The organism is Paracoccus sp. R12_2 (assembly GCF_017744015.1).
In the GTDB taxonomy this organism is placed as follows: Bacteria; Pseudomonadota; Alphaproteobacteria; order Rhodobacterales; family Rhodobacteraceae; genus Paracoccus.
Genome location: NZ_JAGHRA010000005.1, coordinates 93557 through 111172, shown reverse-complemented (window position 1 = coordinate 111172; position 17616 = coordinate 93557). Strand labels below are relative to the sequence as shown.

Sequence of the window (17616 nt, the reverse complement as noted above, 5' to 3'; positions counted from 1 at the left end):
CGGGAAGGCCGCGCCCCCGAAACCGGGGGCGCGACGGGTTTAGATCAATGGGCGCGCGCCTGGCCGGCGCCGCGCGGGACGCGGATCGATTCGACCAGTTCCTGCACTTCCAGCGGCGGCTCCTCGGTGGCGTTCGAGACCACATAGGCGACACCGAAGTTGATCAGCGCGCCGATCACACCGAAGGATGCGGGCGAAATGCCGAACACCCATTCCGCCGGAACATCGTTCAGCGAGTTGGTGCCCGCGATGAAGAACCAGCCCTTGTACAGGAAGATATAGACCAGCGTGGACAGGATCCCCGCCAGCATCCCCGCGATCGCGCCCTGCTTGTTGATGCGCTTCGAGAAGATGCCCATCATCAGAACCGGGAAGATCGAGCTGGCTGCAAGGCCGAAGGCCAATGCCACTGTCTGCGCCGCGAAGCCCGGCGGGTTCAGCCCCAGGATGGTAGCCACCAGGATCGAAACCGCCATCGACACACGGGCCGCGAACAGTTCGCCCTTTTCGCTGATATTCGGGTTCAGCGCGCCCTTGACCAGGTCGTGGCTGACCGCGCCCGAAATCGCCAGCAGCAGACCCGCAGCGGTCGAAAGTGCGGCGGCCAGACCGCCAGCAGCGACGATGGCGATCACCCAGCCCGGAAGGTTGGCGATTTCCGGATTGGCCAGAACCATGATGTCGTTGTTCACCGTGGTCAGTTCGTTGCCTTGCAGGTTCTGCTCGGCCACGGCTGCGGCCAGCGGCTCCTGCTCGGCGGCGGCTTCGTTGTAGTATTGGATCAGTCCGTCGCCGTTCTTGTCTTCCCAGTTCAGCAATCCGGTGACCTGCCAGTTGCGCATCCACTGCTTGTCGTCGTCGTTCTGGATCGAGTCCAGCGATACGGCAGGCTGGCTGAAGGTCTGGCCGGTTTCGGCGCCCGGCCACATGGTGCTGGTCAGGTTGAAACGCGACATCGACCCGACTGCCGGGGCAACGGTGTAGAGCAGGGCGATGAAGACCAGCGCCCATCCCGCCGACTTCCGTGCGTCCGACACCTTCGGCACGGTGAAGAAGCGGATGATGACATGCGGCAGGCCCGCGGTGCCGATCATCAGCGCCAGCGTGAACAGAACCATGTTCAAGGTGCTGCCGTGATGGCCGGTATAGGATTTGAAGCCCAGATCGGTCACCACCTGATCCAACGTCGTCAGGAACTTGGCGTCGGTGCCGTTCAGCGTGCCGAACAGCCCCGTCTGCGGCAGAGCGTGGCCGGTCAGTTGCAGCGCGATGAAGACCGCCGGGATCGTGTAGGCGATGATCAGAACCACATACTGGGCAACCTGCGTGTAGGTGATGCCCTTCATGCCACCCAGAACGGCATAGCAGAACACCAGCCCCGCGCCGATCCACAGACCGGTCGAGTTCGACACCTCGAGATAGCGCGAGAAGGTGACGCCCACGCCGGTCATCTGACCGATCACATAGGTGATCGAGATGATCAGCAGGCAGATCACGCCGATGATCCGCGCGGTACCCGAATAGAAACGGTCGCCGATGAATTCCGGCACGGTGAACTTGCCGAACTTGCGCAGATATGGCGCCAGCAGCATCGCCAGCAGAACATATCCGCCGGTCCAGCCCATCAGATAGGTCGAGTTGTCGTAGCCGGTGAAGGCGATCAGACCTGCCATCGAGATGAAGGATGCCGCCGACATCCAGTCAGCCGCGGTCGCCATCCCGTTCATCACCGGGCTGACACCACGGTTCGCGGCATAGAATTCGGCCGTCGTTCCGGCGCGGGCCCAGATCGCGATGCCGATATACAGGGCAAAGCTGAGGCCGATGAAGATCAGGTTAAGTGTAAACTGGCTCATGTTACGTCCCCCTCACTCGTCCACGCCGTGGTCGCGGTCGAGCTTGTTCATCCGCCACGCGTAGAAGAAAATCAGTGCAATGAAGACCAGGATCGAGCCTTGCTGCGCGAACCAGAAGCCCAGATCGGTCCCGCCGATCTTGATGCCCGAAAGCAGCGGCCTGAGGATGATCGCAAAGCCATAGGACACAAGTGCCCAGATCGCGATGCAGATATAGATGATCTTCAGATTGGCCTGCCAATAGGCGTTCGATGATTGTCTGTCACTCATGTCCTTCGGACCCTCCCTGTTCAGACTTGACCCTCTTTCCGCCATTGCTTTGGACACACCGCCCCGGTTCCCGGCGGAAAGGCCGGGGCGGCTTGCCGGGGCCGACATGCGGCCCCGTTCGTCTGTCGATGGATCAGCCCCGGTTCATCCGGTTCTCGATCAGTTCGTCCACGACCTCGGGCTCAGCCAGGGTCGAGGTGTCGCCAAGCGCGCCATAGTCGTTCTCGGCGATCTTGCGCAGGATGCGGCGCATGATCTTGCCCGACCGGGTCTTGGGCATTCCCGGCGCCCACTGGATCAGGTCCGGCTTGGCAATCGGGCCGATCTCGGTCCGGACCCATTTCTCCAGTTCCGCGCGCAGTTCGTCGCTGGGTTCCACGCCGTTCATCAGCGTGACATAGGCATAGATCCCCTGCCCCTTGACCGGATGCGGATATCCGACCACGGCGGCCTCGGCGACCTTGTCATGGGCGACCAGCGCGCTTTCGACCTCGGCGGTGCCCATGCGGTGGCCGCTGACATTGATGACGTCGTCCACGCGGCCGGTGATCCAGTAATAGCCATCTTCGTCGCGGCGACAGCCGTCGCCGGTGAAGTAATAACCCGGATACTGCTGGAAATATGTTTCCATGAAGCGTTGGTGATCGCCCCAGACGGTGCGCATCTGGCCGGGCCAGCTGTCGGCGATGCACAGCACGCCCTCGGCCGGATCGCCCTCAATCATTTCGGCACTGTTGGGATCAAGAACGGCGGGCTTGATCCCGAAGAACGGCAGTGTCGCCGAACCGGCCTTGGTCTCGATCGCACCGGGAAGCGGCGTGATCAGGTGGCCGCCGGTTTCGGTCTGCCACCATGTATCAACGATCGGGCAGCGCCCCTTGCCGACATTCTCATTATACCAGTTCCAGGCTTCCGGGTTGATCGGCTCGCCCACGGTGCCAAGCAGACGCAGGCTGGACAGGTCGTGTTTCTCGACGAATTCGGTGCCCTTGCCCATCAGCGCGCGAATGGCGGTCGGCGCAGTGTAGAACTGGTTGACCTTGTGCTTGGCGCAGACTTCCCAGAAGCGACCGGCGTCAGGCCAGGTCGGCACGCCTTCGAACATCAGCGTGGTCGCGCCGTTCGCCAGCGGACCATAGACGATATAGCTGTGGCCGGTCACCCAGCCCACATCCGCGGTGCACCAGAACACGTCGCCTTCGTGATAGTCGAAGGTGTATTGATGGGTCATCGCGGCGAAGACCAGATAGCCGCCGGTCGAATGTACGACGCCCTTCGGCTTGCCCGTCGAGCCAGAGGTATACAGCACGAAAAGCGGATCCTCGGCATTCATCGGGCGCGGCGGGCAATCCGGGCTGACCTCTTGCATCTGCGCCTTCACATCCACGTCGCGGCCCTCGACCCAGGTCGTCTGGTCGCCGGTGTGCTTGACGACCAGGCATCGCACACTGTCCGAACAATGCAGCAGCGCCGCATCTGCATTCGACTTCAGATTGGTCTTGCGCCCACCGCGCGGCGCGCTGTCGGCGGTGATGACGACCTTGGCGCCGCTGTCGTTGATGCGGTTGGCCAATGCATCGGGGGAAAAACCGGCGAAGACGATGGAGTGGATCGCACCGATCCGGGCGCAGGCCAGCATCGCATAGGCTGCCTCGGGGATCATCGGCAGATAGATCACCACGCGGTCGCCGCGCATCACGCCCTGGCTCAGCAGGACATTCGCCATCCGGTTCACATTTTCGGAAAGCTGATTATAGGTGATATATTGCGCCTCGGCCTTGGGATCGTCGGGCTCGAAGATGATCGCCGTCTGCTCGCCACGCCGTTCCAGGTGCCGGTCAACGCAGTTGACGCTGGCATTCAGAACGCCGTCTTCGAACCACTTGATGCTGACCTGACCGAAGGTGAAATCGGTGTTCTTGACCTTGGTATAGGGCTGGATCCAGTCCAGCCGCTTGCCCTCGCGCCCCCAGAAACCGTCAGGATCGTTGATCGATTCGGCATACAGCCGTTGATAATCCGCAGGCCCCGCATGGGCATTTTCGAAACCTGCCGGAATGGCATGTTTTCCAACGTTTTCAGAGCTCATGTAATCCCCTCCTCGCAGCAATGTCCCGGCCATCGACCAAAGCGCGCGCAAGCGTCACGCACAGGATGCACGGCAATCCTGCGGGAATGTTAATCACAAACAGAGCTTGATGTTAAGTAATTTTTAAATAACGATTTTTTTGTAAATTTATTGACCGATACATTAGCTAATTTGTAAATCTTCACAACTGCGCGAACGGGCTGTGCCAGGCGACACCTCGCCTGATCTGTTGCAAAGCGAGCAACGCGCCAGCTAGATCATGGCATGAGCGAACCTCGATTCCAGCCCCCCGACGACCGCGCCCGCTCGGTGCTGATGTCGATGCTGGACCGGATGCGGCATGCGACGCTGGCCGTCCTTGATCCGCGATCGGGCCATCCTCATCAGGCCCGCATCCTCTGTCAGACCGCCGGCGACGGAACGATGACGGCCCTTCTGGCGGGAATCGCAACACACAGTGAGGCGCTGGCCCGCGATCCCCGGGCAGGGCTGCTGGTTGAGCAGACCGAGGAGAAGGGCGATCCGATGACCTGGCCGCGCCTGTCGCTGCAGGTGACGGCCCGGCTGCTGCCCGCGAACGCCGATATCCGTGATCGCTGGTTGCAACGGCATCCACGCTCGCGGCTGTTCATTGATCTGCCGGATTTCCGGTTCTGGTCGCTGACGCCACAGCGCGGGCTGTTGAACGCAGGTTTCGGTGCGGCCTTCCGGCTGACGGATCAGGACCTTCGCGGCGAAAATGCGAAAACGCCCCCATGACCTTCCGGCTCATGGGGGCGCCTTGGCATCCGAAACTGGATCCGCCTCAGACAGGACGATCCATGCGCGCATAGACGCAGATATTCCCCTTCACCGGGGTGCTCCAGTTCACGCGGATCTGGCGTTTGCTGGATCCGACAAAGCCCTGCACCCAAGGCATCGCATCAAGTCTGTTTCCTGATGCGTTGGTGATCGGCCCTTCAAGGACCACCGACTGGATCGATTTGGCCCAGCCCTGGAAGGGCAACCCCTGGATCACCGGCAAGGTCCAACTGCTGGACAGGCTGTTCTGGGTATGCTGCACCATCAGTGGGTTGGAGACATAATTCGAGATGCCGTTGAAGGTATTGGCCTCGAACTGGACGTTGCGCATGTTGTTGTAGTCCAGATCGGCGATCGAGGTATCCACGCGCTCGATCCGGTCGATCGAATTGTAAAGCGCCTTGAACACGTTACCGGCAACGGTAAGGCCGTGGATGTAGTGCCCGGTTCCATAGGGCTTGACCGTCAGCCAGGTGAACCAGGGCACCGTGCGACTGCACAGGCAGGTATTGCCGGTGATGGTCAGGCCGCCAAAGCTGTATTCGCCGCCCGTGAAATCGGGATAGGCGCTGTGTTCATTGGTCCATTCGATCGAGGCGTTGTCGATATAGTTGCCCGAGATCGTCGTCTGGATATTCGTCTGGGTCAGAACCAGCCCCGCATAGCGCAGCCCGTCATTGCTGTTGTCGCCTTGGAACCAGTGGTTTCCGCTGACGATGTGCCCGCCACCCGCCGCGACCATGAAGTGGGCAAAACGGACAAACCGGTTGTTGCGCATCTTCACGTCGTTGCCGTTCACGTTGATGGCGATGGTATGGCGCTGCTGTGCCGGCAGGGTCATCTCGTCTGACAGGAACTGGCATCGATCCACCAGCAAGTCCTGACAACCCTTGCCGATCGAGGTGATCGCGCGGTCCTTGGGGCGGGTGATATAGCAGTCGCGCACCGCGATCATCTCACCGTCGGGTGGCAGCATGATCGCGCTGCCGACACCCTGACAGTTCAGGTCCAGATCGACAAAGTTCAGCCGGTCCAGCTTTTCCATGCCCGAAAAGTCGAACATGTAGCGATATCGTTCAAAGCTGTAATTGCGCGTGCTGGCACCGCCATACAGCGGTTGTGACAGGCTCAGCCAACCCTCGCTGACATTCTTTCCGTTGACATAGACCTCGCGACCGACGCCGTTGCCGATCACCCGGCTGCCGATCTCGACCGCAGCGACGTTGACGACATCCGTCAGCCGCAACGGGTTCGCCGGGTTGTAGGTCGCGCGGCTGCTGCTGGTGCCGGTCTGCCATGCCGGACCGTTCACCGACATCACACTGCCATTGCAGATGACCCGGCGATTGGAAAAATCCGCCAGGTCCGGCGCGATGTCCGAGATGACCATCGGTTCAGTCAGATCGACCCTGCGGCCGCACAGATCCAGGGCAACATGGTCGGTATACCCGAACAACGCCTGCAAAGCCTTGCGGAACCCCAGCGTCTCGTCTCCGAACGCATCCGCATAGGTCGGAAAGTCGAAACTTTCCAGAAAGGACACGCGCGTGGAATCGGGCGTGGTTAGCCTGCCCTTGAAGCGGATCGGACTGCGGATGCCGATGTCGCCAACGATCCGAAAACTGCCTTCCGGCACAAGGATCCACCCGCCATTCGCGGCGTTGTCCGCAGCCATGAATGCGTCTCGATCATTGGTGACCCCGTCACCGACCCCGCCATAGTCCCGCACATCCACCCAGTCGATCAGCGACGGGACGAAAGCGGCGGTGACGTCTTCGATCCGAATCGATTCGACGCGTATCGCGCCGCCATTGGCACCGATCAGGTCCAGACCGAAATGGCCAAAGACCGGCCGGGTGCCCCATGGCATGTTCACCCCACCGCGCGCGCCTACGCCGACGATCGCACTGACCTCGACCACCTCGTTATGCGTCTGCAACGGCAACGTCGGACCGGTTTCGGTCAACCCCGAGACATGATTTCTGCCGCCATCGCCTGCCCACCCCGCGATGCGCACGCTGCACAGCGGGCCCGCCACTGCCTTGACCCGCGCCGAGATGCGCAGATAGACGCCCGGGATCATCGGCGTCTCGCCCATGAACCGGATGCTGGTCGTCGTCTGCTGCTTGAGGATTTCAAGACAGGTGCCGAAATCCTGATCCGAAGGATTGATGCCGGCATTGTCGGCACTGGCCCAGGTCGCACTGCCCGAGGTACCATCGCTGCGTGACCATGCATTCAGACCGGCGCGAAACGCCGGCGGCATCAGCAGCAGCCCGTTGGTGATCGCAATGTTCATGTCCTATCTCCTCAAGGCGGTGCGCAAACGGGTCCGTGACATGACCCCGCGTGATACCTGAAGAAATAGTTTGCGAAAGCTTAACCGACGGTGAACGCGGCGAACGGTGCAACGCGTGTTCCGGCAACACCCGGATTTAGGTCGCGGTCCCGTCCGCCAACTCGCCGGCCAGCGCGCGTTCAATCAGACCGCGCGTTTCGTCGATGCCGTAAAGCGCCACGAACCCGCCGAACCGCGGCCCCTGATCGGCGCCCAGCAACACCTGATACAGGGCCGCGAACCAGTCGCGCAGCGGCTCGAACCCGTGGTCCTTGCCGACAGCAAAGACCATCGACTGCAATGCCTCGGGATCGGCGGGCTGGTCCCACGCAGCCAATCGCCCGGCCAGATCCTCCATCGCGCGACGTTCGATTTCGTTGGGCGCACGGAATGTCCGGGACGGTGCGACAAAATCCTTGAAATAGCGCAGCGCAAATCCCGCCGCCTGATCCAGGCCCGGATGGGTTTCGGGACTGGCCTCGGGCGCGTAACGCCGGATAAAGCCCCACAGCCCGTCCTTGCCGCTGGCCCCCGCGACCGAGGCGAGGTTCAGCAGCATCTGGAATGGCACGACCATGTCCGACACAGGCACCTGACCGCCATTGATGTGAAAGACCGGATTGGCAAGCTGCTGTTCAGGCGTCTGATCCGGAAAGGCGCGCAGTTGCTGGTGATATTCGTCCACCGCCTTCGGGATCACGTCGAAATACATGCGCTTGGCCGTTTTCGGCTTCTGAAACATGAAATAGGACAGGCTTTCTGTTGCCGCATAGGTCAGCCATTCGTCGATCGACAGGCCGTTGCCCTTGGACTTGCTGATCTTCTGCCCGTGCTGGTCAAGGAACAGCTCATAGGTGAAATGTTCGGGCTTCCGGCCCCCAAGAATCTCGCAGATGCGGTCATAGATCGGCGTGTTCGTGCTGTGATCCTTGCCGTACATCTCGAAGTCGACATCCAGCGCCGCCCACCGCGCGCCGAAATCGGGCTTCCACTGCAGCTTCACCTGTCCGCCCGTGACCGGCAGCGTCAATTCCTGCCCGTCCTCGTCGAAGGTGATCGTGCCGGCTGCCGCGTCGACATGCTTGATCGGGACATACAGCACCCGTCCGGTTGTGGGACTGATCGGCAGGAAGCAGCTATAGGTCTGCTGTCGCTCCTCGCGCAGGCTGGCCAGCATGACCTGCATGATCTGGTCATATTTCTCGGCCGCGCGCAGCAACGTCTCGTCAAAGCGCCCGGACTTGTAGAACTCGGTCGCGCTGATGAATTCGTATTCGAACCCGAACGTATCCAGAAAGCGGCGCAGCATCGCATTGTTGTGCCCGCCGAAGCTGTCATACCGGCCGAACGGATCGGGCACGCTGGTCAGCGGCTTTTGCAGATGCTGGTGCAGCATTTCCTGTTGCGGAACATTGTCGGGCACCTTGCGCATGCCGTCCATGTCATCCGAAAAGCAGATCAGCCGGGTCGGAATATCGCTGATCATCTCGAATGCGCGGCGGATCATGGTCGTGCGCGCGACCTCACCGAATGTCCCGATATGAGGCAGGCCGGACGGGCCGTAACCCGTCTCGAACAGAACGAACCCCTTTTCGGGATCTTTCTTCTCATAGCGTTTCAGCACCCGGCGCGCCTCCTCGAACGGCCAAGCCTTCGATGTCATCGCAGCGTCGCGCAGGGTTGTCATGATTCAGCTCCTGTTCCAAGCCTTCGACGCCATATTGAAAGCAGGCGGAATCGTCAATAATTTGAACCCATCATCAGGAGACGTCAGCATGACCGCCGAACTGCCCTCTTTCTCGCCCTGCGATGCGCTTGTCGCGGTGATGGTTGCCGTTTCGGCCTCGGACGAAACGATGCGAACCTCGGAACTCGTGGCGATTCAGCGCAATGTCGATCACGCGCCGGTCTTTGCGGACTATGATGAAAGCCGCATTCGTGCGGTCAGCCAGACCGTGATCTCATTGTTCGAGGACGAAGACGGGCTGGATGCGTTGTTCGGGCTGGTCCGGGATGCGCTGCCAGAGAAGTTGTATGAAACCGCCTATGCATTGGCTTGCGACGTGGCCGCGGCGGATGGCAGGCTTTACGAGAACGAGATCGAGATGCTGGCCGAGATCCGCGACCAGATGTCGATCGCCCGCCTGCATGCCGCCGCCATCGAGCTGTCGGCGCAGGTGCGTCACCGCGTTCTCTGACGCCTTCTACAGATATCGCTGCGCCCATGACGCCAGAAGCTGGCGTTGCAGGGTTTTCGCCTGCCGCGTCCAGCCGCGCACTCCGGCAGGCAAGTCGGTGCCCGAGGTCGCGATGTGACGCGGCTGATCCGTACACAGGATCGCGAAGACACCCTGTCGCCCATCCGTGCCAATGCGACCTGCCAGATTCGAGACGAAGTTCAAGGTGCCGGTCTTGGCGGCAACCTCGTAGCTTTGCGAGGCAGGCGTACCCAGATCCTCGGAAAGTGGATCCCGTTTCAGCAGGGATCCCAGTTCCGCCGCACCTTCAGCCAACAGGATTGCGCGTGCAAGCCCCTCGGCCGTCACACGGCTGGTATCGGACAACCCCGAATGATCGGCCAGATCGAAGCCGTCACCCAATCCCTGATCGCGCAACCAACCCTGCATCCGTCGTGCCGACGCCGCCGGATCGCTGGCCCCGCTTGCGTGCAGGCCCACCACCTCGGCGGTCAGGTTGGTCGAGTAATACAGCATGTCACGCAGAATTCGGTCCAGTCTCTGGCTGCCATGCGCCACGATCTCATCGCCAGCAGGAAGGACATCGATCACTTCGGGCGATGGCAACACCAACCCCTTGGCGCGGCACAGCGTCTGGAACACGTCGCCGGCATATAGTTCGGGCCTGCGAACCGGCAGCCAGCGGCTTCCGGGCCGAGCCAAGGCGGACCGCGCCACGGACCAGTGTTCGACACGATCATCCGCGCGATATGTGAACAGGTTGCGCTGATCGACGGGCTGGGCGGTGACGGTATAGGCGCGTGGCGAATTCGCGGCGGCGCGTGCCTCGAGCCGCATCTGCAAACCGCCGCCGACATGACGCCAGCCCAGATGCACACGGTTGAAATTCAGGATCATTCCCGAAACGGCAGGATTATAGGCCAGATGATCGGGCTGATCCGGGACGATTTCGGTCAGTCGCGGCAGCGCACCGCCCCACACCGCGAAGCGTGCGGGGCTGGTCTGACCCGACGCGACCAGATCGGCGGCCAGCGTTTCCAGATCATCGCTGGACAGGATCGGATCACCGCCCCCGACCAGAACCAGCATGTCACCCGCGCGAACGACGCGGGTCCGGAACCGATGATCGGGACCCAGCCGGGCAAGGGCATATAACGCCGTCAGCACTTTCATGGTGCTGGCCGGCGGCAAGGGCTCTGACGCCAAAGCGCCGTCCAGAAGCGTGCCGCGGTCGTCAAGCAGCGCGTATCCGACCGTTCCGCGCAGGCGCGACGCTGCGACCAGCTCTGCCGCATCGGGGATCGGTCTGACGGGCGGCCGTTGCGCCAGACCGACATCCTGCCCCCACAGGCGGGCGGCAGGCAGACTTAACGCGGCGCCCAGAACAGCACGGCGGCTCAATTGGGTCATTATTCCGCCCCTCCGTCTGGCTTCAACTCGTTTCGGGCCGCTCGAATGGCGGTCGACGACTGCGGCGACATCGGCAGGTTGACCAGAACCCAGGCCGGCGGGTCGCACATCGCAAGTTCACCGGCACGGAATTGCGGCAATCGCCAGCGGCGCATGATCTGCGCGGCTGGCGCGTGACGGGCGGCCACACGCGATCCGGGCCGTGACAGGACGCCGATCGGCACCGAAGCCGCAATCTGCCGCCAGCGGTCCCACCGGTCGAACTGGACCAGATTGTCGGATCCCATCAGCCAGACGAACCGGACCCCGGGATAGCGGCGCTGCAATTCGCTGATCGTGTCAGCGGTCATTCGGGTGCCGAGTCGCGCCTCGACATCCGTTACCACGATATCGGGATCGTGCAGCAATCGCCTTGCCGCGCCGATCCGGTCCTGCAACGGCGCCGGACCGCGCGACTTGAGCGGATTTCCCGGAGAGAGCATCCACCAGATCCGGTCAAGCCCGAAGCGGTGTTTTGCAAAGCGGGATATATCGACATGCCCGCAATGGGCAGGATCGAACGATCCGCCCAGAACTCCGATCCGCATACCCGCGTGCGCCATTGGAAATCCTGTCGCCATTTCCAAGGATTAGATCATCGCATCGGCCAAGCCAACTGGCCCGCCAAGGTAAGCAGGATATGTTCCGCAACTTGCCCGATCGTCTATGGCGATCCTTGGACCGTAACCGAGCGTGCTTGCATAAGACACGCCAGTCAATCGGCACCGGGCGCGTCGATAATTGTGACGCGCGCCCTGCCGTCGCGTTTCGACCGATACAGGGCAGCATCGGAATCGGCCAGCATCCGTTCGGCGGACAGGTTCTTGTAGAACCGTGACAGCACGATCCCCATGCTGGCCGAAACGCCGCAATCCTCTTGCTGGTCAAGCGCGGCCTCGATTCCCGCGATGATCCGTGCGGCCAGACGCTTCAACATGTCCGGATCCTCAAGCCCTTTCAGGATCAGGACGAATTCATCGCCACCGATTCTGGCTGCCGTATCGTCGCTGCGAGTCACCTCTTGCAGGACCCGGGCAACGTGCCGCAAGACCAGATCGCCTGCCGCATGCCCCAGAAGATCATTCACCTGTTTGAAATGATCCAGATCCAGATGCGCCAGCGCAAAACCCGTGCCCTTCCCCGTGGCGTCACCGTCCCGCGCCAGCCGCAGCGCGTTGCCGAGTGCCAGTTCCAGCCCCCTTCGGTTGCGCAATCCGGTCAGCGGATCGGTATGGGCCTGAACCTCGGCGGCCTCGCGCGCCGCCTCCAACTGGCTGTTGAAACGCGATAACTCGCCCAGAACGCCCCCGATCGCCTCGCGCATGAACAGCAGTTCCATGGCCAGTTCGGGCGGCGCGAAATCCGCATCCGTCAGCCCCGCAATGCGCACCGCGTCGTAGATTTCGATCCCGAAGCCAAGATTCAGCAACACCGTTCCAGATTGCGCGCGAACCGCATTGCCCCTGAGATTCAGGTGCGGCGCTTGTCGCATCCGCAGAAACAGACGATCGCCGTTTTCTGCGGCGGCGTCGATCCGATCCAGCAGCGTGCCGGTATCACCGGCACGCCCGTTCTGGAACAGATCACCAAGATGTTCCCCGCCGCCGATGATCTTGGCCAGGGTCGGCCCGGTCGACAAGATCGTGCCATCAGCCGTCATCCAAAGATGCATGGGCAACAGCGCCTTCAAGGCCCCCATCTCCAGTCCAAGGATCTGTTCCCGATGCGTCATCGGGGCGTCGCCATGTCGGCAGCACGATCACCAACCAGACGAAACTCTCGCCCCTCGGCAAACGCATCGTCCGAGATCTGGACATGGACTTCATCACCATTGACCTCGATCAGCGCCAGCGTGCCATAGTCGTCTGCCATGACGCGCAAAACCCCTGCCAGAATCTCGGACCAGCCGGGCGCGGAACGCGGAAAAGACAGTCGCAGCGATTGATTGGACTGCAACGTGATCTTGATCTGCGGCATGGCCAGATCCGGAATGACGAAATGTGCCCGTCCGGGCAGTTCTTCCAACCGCATGAGGAAGTCCCTGAAATCACGCCCCGAAAAGCGCAACAGACGCCGGATTGCCTCTCGACTCGCCAGCCAGGCGCCCATGTCCTCGAGCAACTCGCCGACCGGCCTTCGAAGCCGTTCTGCGGTCACCGACAACAGTTGATGGATCTGTCGCTCTCGATCGCGCGGCACAGGTTCCGAACCTGTCACGCCGTCCCGTGCCCGCGCGTCGCAGTCCGCGACGACCCACGTCCACAGCGCATCTCCATGGGTGTCACGCAGGAATTCTTCGATCGCCCGAACTACCAGCCTTTGCATTCGTCACCTCTGCTCGCCTCCCGCAGGTAGCGCAGAAAGATGAACAAGTTTCTAACAGAGGCAGGAAACGCCGCCTGCCACCGGTCAGTCCGCTTCCCAGCCATAGCTGCCCGGTCCCGCGATCGCCGTTCGTGCCGCAAGCAAGTCCTGTGGTCGCATCGACATCGACGACGCGGCTTCGACCACGCGCGAATCATCTTCAAGAAGAAAATCCAGGACATGCAGCCCAAGCTCTGGCGTGTCGGCAAGAGCACGCAGGTCGTCAGGCCTCAGCCCCGTCGCATTCATGAAGCCCGACGCCAGATCAGGTTGTTCGAGGATGTACAGCAGCGCGTCGGTCGCCAGATGTCGCGCGGCTGAATGGTTGAAGCTCATCGTTCACCTCTTCGTGGTCTAAGCGGAAATCGGCTCATGAGATCCGGCCGGAAACCGTTTGTTAAGTATTTGCTGAAAGGGTTCAGCCTGGAAGCAACGCTTGTAAAGAGGGCGACACGTCCGATGACCGCACGCATCCTTGTCGCAGATGGGATGGCCACCAACCGCATCACCCTGAAGGTGCGCCTGGCTGCCGCTTGCCATGATGTGGTGACAGCGGGGACGTACACCCAGCTTCTGCAGCAGGCGCGCGCCGCGCGTCCGGACATGATCATCCTGGGAGGCGGCTTCGTCGACCGGTACCCCGTCCAGATCTGCGAGGAACTGGCCCGCGACCGCGACCTTGCCCGGATCCCTGTTCTGATGCTTGCCGGCAAGACCGCGATGCTGCCCGCACTGAGGGCGGGTGCCGCAGCGGTGCTTGACCCAACGGTCGAGGAACAGGTGCTGCTGGCCCGGATCAGGGGGCTGCTGCGAGATACAAGCGCCGGCCACGAACCGCAGCGGTCAATGGCCGAAGCACAGGCAGAATTCACGGGTCAGCCGGTTACATCCGGCGTCACGCTGGTCGCCGATTGCGCAGCACGGGCACTGCTGTGGCGGCACCTGCTGCAACGTCGCTTGAACAGCCGCTTCAGCATCTGCAACACCGAAGAAGCGCTGGCCGCCGCCGCTGCGGGTCGCGCCGCCGATCTGTATCTGATCGCCGCGGATATCGAGACGCGGGGCGACGGGTTGCGGCTGCTGTCCGAACTGCGGTCCCGGTCAGGCTCGCGCGATGCCGCCTTCGTGATCGCGACCGGACCCCATCGGGCCGAGCTGGCCGCGATCGCGCTGGATCTGGGTGCGGGCGAGGTTTTGCCCATCGACCTGGGCGGCGAGCCGGGCGTAGAGGTTGCCGCGTTGGCCTTGCAGATGCAGCTGGCCCGCAAGAAGCAGAGCGATCAGCGCCGGGCAGACGCGTTGCGCAACAGATTGTGGGCCATGACCGACCCCCTCACCGGGCTGTACAACCGCCGCTACGCCCTGCCACGTCTGACCGAGATCGCCCGCGACGCCTTGCGGGAAAAGGACAGCTTCGCCGTCATGGCGCTGGATCTGGATCGCTTCAAGCGGATCAACGACAGTCACGGTCATGCGGCAGGCGATGCCGTTCTGCGCGATGTGGCGGCCCGCCTTGAGGCCGTGATCGGCAGCAGTGGGATCACCGCGCGCCTCGGCGGCGAAGAATTTCTGGCGGTCCTGCCCGGAATGGGCGAGCGCGAAGCCTGGACCCGCGCCGAAGAGGTGCGTCGGGTAGTCGAAGCACGCCCCGTCGCGCTGTCGGATCTGTCGGGTGGCGGGCATGTCGGAATAACACTTTCCGCAGGCGTCGCGATCGGTCGCTGCGTCTCTGCGACCTTTCAGCCCGAACGTCTTGCCGAGATGTCGCTGGAACGCGCGGATCGTGCGTTGATGTCGGCCAAGGCGCTGGGGCGGAACCGGGTCATGCTGGCGCAGGCCGAACACGCGGTCTGAGTGCCGCCGATACCTGTGTGCCGTCAGGACTGGCGGAAAGCCTGTTCCGGCACTAGATTGACGGAAACGGGCACCGAACGGGATCCCGGTCCAGACGGAGCAGCGCATGACGCAATCGCAGCTTTCCACGAACACGGCGGACGCCGAGCGTCCGACCGGGCAGGCAATGCTGCGCGGGACGCGTGGCCGATGTCCCGCCTGCGGCGAGGGAAAACTGTTTCAGGGTTATCTGAAAGTGGCAGACCATTGCCCTTCCTGTGGCGAGGCGATGCACCACCAGCGTGCCGATGACGGACCGGCCTATCTGACGATCCTGCTGGTGTCGCATCTTGGCGCCCCGATCCTGCTGGCCAGCTTCATCGCGTGGCGCCCTTCGGCAATGACGATGATCATGACCTTCGGGCTGGGTGCCATTGTCCTGTCGCTGCTGCTGCTGCCGCGCATCAAGGGTGCGATGATCGGGCTGCAATGGGCGCGGCGCATGCATGGTTTCGGTGACGCGGCCGAGCCCGCCTCATCATGACGATGCAGACGCCGGACATGCCGATCCGGGATGCCGCGACGATGATCCTGCTGCGGCGCGACGCGGGCGGCGGCGCGGTTCTGATGGGAATGCGCGGCGCGTCTGCGGTATTCATGCCATCGAAATATGTGTTTCCGGGCGGCGCCGTCGACGCAACCGACGCCACCGCGCCGATGGCGCACGGTCTGACCGAGCCGCATCGCAGCCGTCTGCTGTGCGACCCGCGCGGCGACGCCTGTGCGGACCCCCACGCGATCGCCGCCGCCGCGCTGCGCGAACTGGCGGAAGAGACAGGACTGCTGATCGGCTGCGACGCGGGACCACGTTGCGGCTGGCCGGGATATGCCGATACCGGGATAAGCCCAGACGCCTCGGGCCTGCAGTATGTCTTTCGCGCGATCACGCCGCCGGGTCGCCCCCGCCGGTTCGACGCGCGCTTCTTTCTTGCCGATGCCGCGACGATCTGCGGCGATCCGGATGATTTCAGCCGCGCGTGTGACGAGCTTTCGCATCTGCACTGGGTTCCGCTGTCCGACGCCCGCGCGCTGGACCTGCCGTTCATCACCGAGGTGGTTCTGGCGGAAATCGCCGAACTGGCCGGGGCGGTGCCTTATCACGCGCCATTGCCGCAGGCCGACACCGTGCCGTTCTTCGATAATCGCGGTGCTGCACCGCGATTTTCCCAGATCGCCTGACGAAGCGATCAACGCCCCGCAAGCTGCGCGATCAGGTCGTTCGCGAATGCCGCAATGGCCAGAGATGCGTCGAAATCGAACTGATTTATCGCGACGAACACCCCGATATCGTGGGCCGGGGCGAAAGCGTGATAGACAAACATCCCCTGCAGCCCACCGGCCTTTTGCAGGATCAGCGGTCGTCCGGCATCCGGCCGCATGATCACCCAGCCCAGCCCCATCGCGTCCATATGGCCGGATTCGTCCATCGCGAAGACCGGGCTTCGACCATCACGCGGCACCCAGGCGGCGTGATCCAGAAGCCGCGCCTCTGTCAGCGTGGCGGCATCCTCCGCCAGATGCCATTCCAGCCATGTCAGCATGTCGTCGGCGGTCGAATACAGCCCGCTGGCCCCGGACATGACGGAGGTCGTGGGAATATCGGGCAACGCCTCGCCCTGGAATCCGTGGCCTTGCATCAGCCGGTCGTGTTCGCGCGGGGCAAAGACGGTGTTCTTCAGGCCGATCGGGTCCAGAAGCCGTGTTCGAAGAAGATCGCGATAGGCTTGCCCGCCCACCTGCCCCAAGGTCATGGCCAGCAGATCGAATCCCATGTTCGAGTAGCTGATGCCACTGCCCGGCGCAAAAAGTCGCGGCTGGTCTGAAATCGCCTTGCGGTAGGCCGTCTCGGTCAGCGTGGCGAAGGGGTCGTCTTCCGGACCGGGCTCGCGGTCGGCCTCGCGCGGCAGCCCGGCACCATGCGTCGCAAGATCGATCAGGCGGATCGCGGGTCCGTCGGTCGCATCGATATCGGGCCAGTCCAGATGATCGGCCAAGCGATCGGTCAGGCTGACCTCTCCTTCGGCGGTCATCTGTGCCAACATCGCGCCCGTGAACACCTTGGTGATAGACCCCACCCGCATCAGCGTTCCACCATCGGGCGCGGCCTGCCCCGGCGCGGCCTCGCCGAAGCCCGCGATGCGACGGTCGCCGTCCTGCGTCACGGCAAGGATCAGGGCTGGCGTGCCCAGTTCCAGCCACAGGACCTGTCCGCCGAAATCCACTGCCTCGTTCAGCATCGGCTGATCCGCCGCCGCTGGCGCGGACCAGATCAGCGACGCAGCCAGAACCGTCCACCGGATCCTAGGATTTACGTTCATTCCATCCTCCCCGCCTCACTCAAAAAATGGCCCGTCCATC

16 protein-coding genes are annotated in these 17616 nt (G+C 62.7%); 5 read left to right on the top strand and 11 right to left on the bottom strand.

Annotation, left to right across the window (positions count from 1 at the left end):
* Nucleotides 1-44 precede the first annotated feature (44 nt).
* From J7359_RS08235 to acs, 3 genes are all read right to left on the bottom strand, one after another.
* Nucleotides 45-1856 (bottom strand): sodium:solute symporter family protein, encoded by a 1812-nt coding sequence (locus J7359_RS08235; RefSeq protein WP_209056159.1) that lies wholly within the window; start codon nucleotides 1854-1856, stop codon nucleotides 45-47.
* Nucleotides 1857-1868: 12 nt separating this feature from the next.
* Entirely contained in the window at nucleotides 1869-2126 is a 258-nt protein-coding gene (locus J7359_RS08230) for a DUF4212 domain-containing protein (protein ID WP_209056158.1), read from the bottom strand.
* Between the two features lie 133 nt (nucleotides 2127-2259).
* A complete protein-coding gene (gene acs / locus J7359_RS08225; protein WP_209056157.1) occupies nucleotides 2260-4215 on the bottom strand; it encodes an acetate--CoA ligase in 1956 nt (651 codons plus the stop codon).
* Between the two features lie 264 nt (nucleotides 4216-4479).
* On the opposite strand from acs, the gene J7359_RS08220 reads away from it, so the two are divergent.
* Complete coding sequence (locus J7359_RS08220; RefSeq protein WP_209056156.1) at nucleotides 4480-4974, top strand: pyridoxamine 5-phosphate oxidase; 495 nt, start codon at nucleotides 4480-4482, stop codon at nucleotides 4972-4974.
* Nucleotides 4975-5020: 46 nt separating this feature from the next.
* Here J7359_RS08220 and J7359_RS08215 read toward each other — a convergent pair whose 3' ends face one another.
* Complete coding sequence (locus J7359_RS08215; protein ID WP_209056155.1) at nucleotides 5021-7315, bottom strand: right-handed parallel beta-helix repeat-containing protein; 2295 nt, start codon at nucleotides 7313-7315, stop codon at nucleotides 5021-5023.
* A gap of 136 nt (nucleotides 7316-7451) precedes the next feature.
* Nucleotides 7452-9041, bottom strand: coding sequence for a lysine--tRNA ligase (locus tag J7359_RS08210; RefSeq protein WP_209056154.1), 1590 nt, complete (start codon nucleotides 9039-9041; stop codon nucleotides 7452-7454).
* Between the two features lie 88 nt (nucleotides 9042-9129).
* On the opposite strand from J7359_RS08210, the gene J7359_RS08205 reads away from it, so the two are divergent.
* Nucleotides 9130-9552: a tellurite resistance TerB family protein gene (locus J7359_RS08205; RefSeq protein WP_209056153.1), complete on the top strand. Its 423-nt coding sequence runs from the start codon at nucleotides 9130-9132 to the stop codon at nucleotides 9550-9552.
* Nucleotides 9553-9558: 6 nt separating this feature from the next.
* Here the strand turns inward: J7359_RS08205 and J7359_RS08200 are convergent, their stop codons facing one another.
* The 5 genes from J7359_RS08200 to J7359_RS08180 all read right to left on the bottom strand — a co-directional run bounded on the left by J7359_RS08200 (nucleotide 9559) and on the right by J7359_RS08180 (nucleotide 13701).
* Nucleotides 9559-10962: a D-alanyl-D-alanine carboxypeptidase gene (locus J7359_RS08200; RefSeq protein ID WP_209056152.1), complete on the bottom strand. Its 1404-nt coding sequence runs from the start codon at nucleotides 10960-10962 to the stop codon at nucleotides 9559-9561.
* On the bottom strand, nucleotides 10962-11582 hold the full coding sequence (locus tag J7359_RS08195) for a nicotinate-nucleotide adenylyltransferase (protein WP_209056151.1): 621 nt from the start codon (nucleotides 11580-11582) through the stop codon (nucleotides 10962-10964). Before J7359_RS08195 ends, J7359_RS08200 begins: the two co-directional genes overlap by 1 nt.
* 134 nt (nucleotides 11583-11716) lie before the next feature.
* Nucleotides 11717-12733 carry a GGDEF domain-containing protein gene (locus J7359_RS08190; protein ID WP_209056150.1) on the bottom strand — a complete coding sequence of 339 codons (1017 nt, stop codon included), beginning with the start codon at nucleotides 12731-12733 and terminating at the stop codon, nucleotides 11717-11719.
* Nucleotides 12730-13326, bottom strand: coding sequence for a heme NO-binding domain-containing protein (locus tag J7359_RS08185; protein ID WP_209056149.1), 597 nt, complete (start codon nucleotides 13324-13326; stop codon nucleotides 12730-12732). The genes J7359_RS08190 and J7359_RS08185 overlap by 4 nt, the downstream gene beginning before the upstream one ends.
* Nucleotides 13327-13410: 84 nt before the next feature.
* A complete protein-coding gene (locus tag J7359_RS08180; RefSeq protein WP_209056148.1) occupies nucleotides 13411-13701 on the bottom strand; it encodes a DUF3572 family protein in 291 nt (96 codons plus the stop codon).
* A gap of 123 nt (nucleotides 13702-13824) precedes the next feature.
* Between J7359_RS08180 and J7359_RS08175 the strand changes: the two genes are divergently transcribed.
* The 3 genes from J7359_RS08175 (at nucleotide 13825) to J7359_RS08165 (ending at nucleotide 16437) form a co-directional block, all read left to right on the top strand.
* The gene (locus J7359_RS08175) at nucleotides 13825-15219 is read left to right on the top strand and encodes a diguanylate cyclase (RefSeq protein ID WP_209056147.1); all 1395 of its coding nucleotides are present in this window, start codon (nucleotides 13825-13827) and stop codon (nucleotides 15217-15219) included.
* A gap of 106 nt (nucleotides 15220-15325) precedes the next feature.
* On the top strand, nucleotides 15326-15742 hold the full coding sequence (locus tag J7359_RS08170; RefSeq protein WP_209056146.1) for a DUF983 domain-containing protein: 417 nt from the start codon (nucleotides 15326-15328) through the stop codon (nucleotides 15740-15742).
* Nucleotides 15739-16437, top strand: coding sequence for an NUDIX domain-containing protein (locus J7359_RS08165; RefSeq protein WP_209056145.1), 699 nt, complete (start codon nucleotides 15739-15741; stop codon nucleotides 16435-16437). Before J7359_RS08170 ends, J7359_RS08165 begins: the two co-directional genes overlap by 4 nt.
* Nucleotides 16438-16445: 8 nt before the next feature.
* On the opposite strand, the gene ampH is transcribed toward J7359_RS08165, so the two are convergent.
* The gene (gene ampH / locus J7359_RS08160; RefSeq protein ID WP_209056144.1) at nucleotides 16446-17576 is read right to left on the bottom strand and encodes a D-alanyl-D-alanine-carboxypeptidase/endopeptidase AmpH; all 1131 of its coding nucleotides are present in this window, start codon (nucleotides 17574-17576) and stop codon (nucleotides 16446-16448) included.
* Between the last annotated feature and the right edge of the window lie 40 nt (nucleotides 17577-17616).